The following is a 3,207-nucleotide window of genomic DNA, read 5'->3' as shown; positions in this document are numbered from 1 at the left end:
CTCCTTGGCAAAGAAGGCCGCGGCTTTTTTTAGGATCTCGCGCTCCTCACGCAAGATCCGGTTCTCCCTTCGGAGCCGTCTGAGCTCATCGCGTTCAGCGGTAGTCAAGCCGTCACGCTGACCCTCGTCTATCTCCGCCTGCTTCACCCAATTGCGCAGGGACTCGACAGACACTCCAAGGTCCGTGGAGATCTCCTTAAGGCTCTTCCCACTGGTCTGGACGAGCTTCACGGCCTCTGCCCTAAACTGCGGCGGGTACGGTGGTCTAGTCCTAGGCATGCGGATATTCCTCCTCACTGACTATACCCTACACCGCCAAGCCTCTGGGTGTCCACGGAAACGGGGCAGGTCCACTCTCTACGCTGCGATGTTCAAGGAGATTCCGGCAGGGCATGGACCCGCTTGGCAATGGCTTTGCTACTTGAGGCCCTTGGGAATTGGGGAATTGGGGCAAAGACCAATGCAGGGTACGGGAGGATGAGGAAACCAGACGAGACTACCAGGCCGATAGGTGAAGACCTTCATGGTGGCCGGCCGAACCAGCCCCGAGGCGTGATCAGTGCCCCACCCAGGACTGGTGGGGCGCCGGCGGCACCCGGTAACCTCGGTTCTTGGCAACTGCCCTGCAAATCCGGGGCCAAAGTTCAGGTAACCCTCTCTGAGGAAAAGACGAATGAAGGTGGATGGAAAGGAATCTACGAGGCAGGTGGCCACCGCTGGGTCGGCCCCATTCAAAACTCCGAAGCGGTCTCCGCTAGCGCAAAGGCAGGGGATGTCGTCAACGTAATCGTCAAGTCCATCAACAGGCAAGACATCTCGTTCGAGTGGCCCGGGGAACGATAACGGGTCTGAGTCGAGAGGCGAGGAGGGCTACCCCGGCCAGGCAGAATGGACTGTATGTGCAGTCTCGGCCCGTGCCGTCAAGGGCTCGCCTCCTTGCTTCCTACCCGAATGCCGGCTTCCGCGCATCGTCGGCGCCGCACAGCCGGCTGGGCATTTGCCGGCCAACGCTGGAAAAGGAGGGATGTCCGGGAGATGGCAAGAATACTATTCAAGGCGAATCCCAGGAGCTTCGGCGAGAGTCGCTCAAGGAGTGTCCGGCATGGTGGCCCTCGACCAGCAAAGAAGCAACCTGTCTGCGCACCTCGGCCGTTTGCTTGCTCTGGCTATGTTAGGGTCAGCGGCAATCCTTGGTCTAGTATCGCTCAGATATGCCGAGCAGCCTGATCGAAGGGTGACAGACTACTGCAACCTGGTCGTGGCTCAAGCAACAACGAACCTGCGGGCCTTCCTCAGGGCCTATGAGGATGCCACATTCCAGTTTGTTGCAAATCAGGATCTGAACCAGCTACTGACGGACTGCGTGGCCAGCCCAGATCCATACGAGATCGCCCCTTACAGCCACACCTTCTCGAATTTCCTGGAGGGATATACATTCGGCTATCGTGGAGTATTCGACGCTGTGTTTCTCGACGAGTGCAACGAGAATCGAAAGGCACTGACGATGCGGGAGTCGCTTCCGGCTTCGTTCATCAAGTCGCTTCGGAACTCCGAGGCGTACAAGAGCGCGATAAAGGCTGACGGCAAGCCGACGTGGACATTCGAGCCAGACTGCGCCCATACGGGCATCGACTGCGTCATGGTTGGCAGGCGGATAAAGGGCCTGTTCACGGAAAGCCCGCTTGGCGTGCTGATCATCCTGATACAGGCGGACGAACTGGCTCGTGTGGTCAACGACTACCTGCACGATCACTTCTACTTCTCGGTGGGCACGGCTAAGACCAACTACACGGTAGTCGCTGATGGCGATGGGCGCATCATCTCTGCACCCCTGTGGGAAAATGGATCTGCAGACCCCTTGGAAGGAATCTCCTATGTGCAGGAGCTCTATTCGGGCGCTGTGATAAACCGGGCCGACGGCAGCTTCACGACCAAAATCAACGGCGAGGATGTCGTTGCGATTCTCAGGTCAATTGAAGGCACTGATTGGCGCGTGTTCGTGCCAGTCTCGCTGGCTGGTCTCTTCGATAAGGAGGCCGATGGAGGTTTCTCCCGCGCGTTTCCCGTCTCCCTGACGGGCGGGCTGATCGCGGGCGCACTGGCTACTGCTGCTATCTTCATGCTCTTGTGGCCCAGGCGCAGGCTGCAAGTCCCGCCTGTCGTCAACGCGTCAATTGCTCGAACTCAAGCCGAAACTCCAGGGAGCACCGAAAAAGAGGGCTCTCCCAGCCAGGAAGACCTGCCTCGTTCTCGCTCCCGCCCTGAATGGAAACAGCAGCTCAGCAGGAAAGAGATGCAGGTCCTCATACTACTGTCACAAGGCCACTCCAACAAAGAGATAGCGCGCACCCTGTGCGTAGCTGAGCAGACAGTCAAGAACTACGTCAGCTCAATCTATAGCAAGCTGGATGTGCATGATCGCGTTCAGGCATCGCTTCTGGCTGTAAGCGAGGGCCTGCACCGACTCGACTGGCATGACTTCGAGTGAAGACGGGTCACTTGCGAGTCATAATGGACACGAACCTGTCTATGATCTCCACCTTCTCCGCCCTGAGCTTTATGTAGTCGAGCGACATTGCCCGCTTCACAGCTTCTTGGGGCGGAATGAGACCCACGCCTTCGACGATCGGGACATCCTTGCGGCACGGGAGGGTGTACGACCCAGCTACGATCGTCTGCCCCTCGCGCGACAGCAGGAAGTCGACGAATAGCTTGGCAGCCTCCAGGTTTGGGGTGCCTTTGAGAATCGCTACTGGTCCCGGAATCACGATTATCTTGTCCAGGTATACGAACCCCAGCGGCGCTCCTTCCGCTATTTTGTTGATCGCTATGTAGTCCACAGCAAGACAGGCCTTGAGGTCTCCGACGGCGGTGTCGTCGACTACCTGACTCGCGCCTTGTCCCATTTTCGCCCCATTAGCTCTGAGCTTCTCGATGTAGTCCCATCCCAGGTTCTTGGCTATCATGGACACGCTCACCATCGCGGTACCCGAGATCGCTGGATTGGCAATCCCGAAGCCATCCTTGAACTCCGGTTTCAGTAGATCGGTCCAGACTGCAGGCGGGACTTTGACTCTATTCGTGTTGTAGGCGATGCCAATGGTCCCCAGCCGGGCAGCGGTGAAATAGCCATCTGTGTCCGTGACAGGGCTAACCACTGCGGCCGCCTCAGGCGACACGTATCTCTGGAGAAGTCCCTCGCTCTTG

4 protein-coding genes are annotated in these 3,207 nt (G+C 58.2%); 2 read left to right on the top strand and 2 right to left on the bottom strand.

Annotated features, from left to right (window positions below; translation table 11 throughout):
- On the bottom strand, positions 1–279 hold a 279-nt coding region (locus tag NUW23_15685; GenBank protein ID MCR4427597.1), incomplete at its 3' end, for a transposase.
- Between the two features lie 198 nt (positions 280–477).
- Between NUW23_15685 and NUW23_15680 the strand changes: the two genes are divergently transcribed.
- On the top strand, positions 478–843 hold the full coding sequence (locus tag NUW23_15680) for a hypothetical protein (protein ID MCR4427596.1): 366 nt from the start codon (positions 478–480) through the stop codon (positions 841–843).
- A 259-nt stretch (positions 844–1,102) separates the two neighbouring features.
- Positions 1,103–2,488, top strand: coding sequence for a LuxR C-terminal-related transcriptional regulator (locus tag NUW23_15675; protein MCR4427595.1), 1,386 nt, complete (start codon positions 1,103–1,105; stop codon positions 2,486–2,488).
- A 7-nt stretch (positions 2,489–2,495) separates the two neighbouring features.
- Here NUW23_15675 and NUW23_15670 read toward each other — a convergent pair.
- The coding region (locus tag NUW23_15670; protein ID MCR4427594.1) for an extracellular solute-binding protein at positions 2,496–3,207 on the bottom strand (712 nt) is incomplete at its 5' end.

It is taken from the genome of Bacillota bacterium (genome assembly GCA_024655925.1).
Lineage (GTDB): Bacteria > Bacillota > DTU025 > DTU025 > JANLFS01 > JANLFS01.
Note: the sequence above shows the minus strand (reverse complement) of the source record. Positions and strands in the feature narration are given on the sequence as shown.

Coding starts and splice junctions, on each gene's coding strand:
- NUW23_15680 (MCR4427596.1), top strand. CDS start 478: ATGAGGAAACCAGACGAGACTACCAGGCCGATAGGTGAAGACCTTCAT.
- NUW23_15675 (MCR4427595.1), top strand. CDS start 1,103: ATGGTGGCCCTCGACCAGCAAAGAAGCAACCTGTCTGCGCACCTCGGC.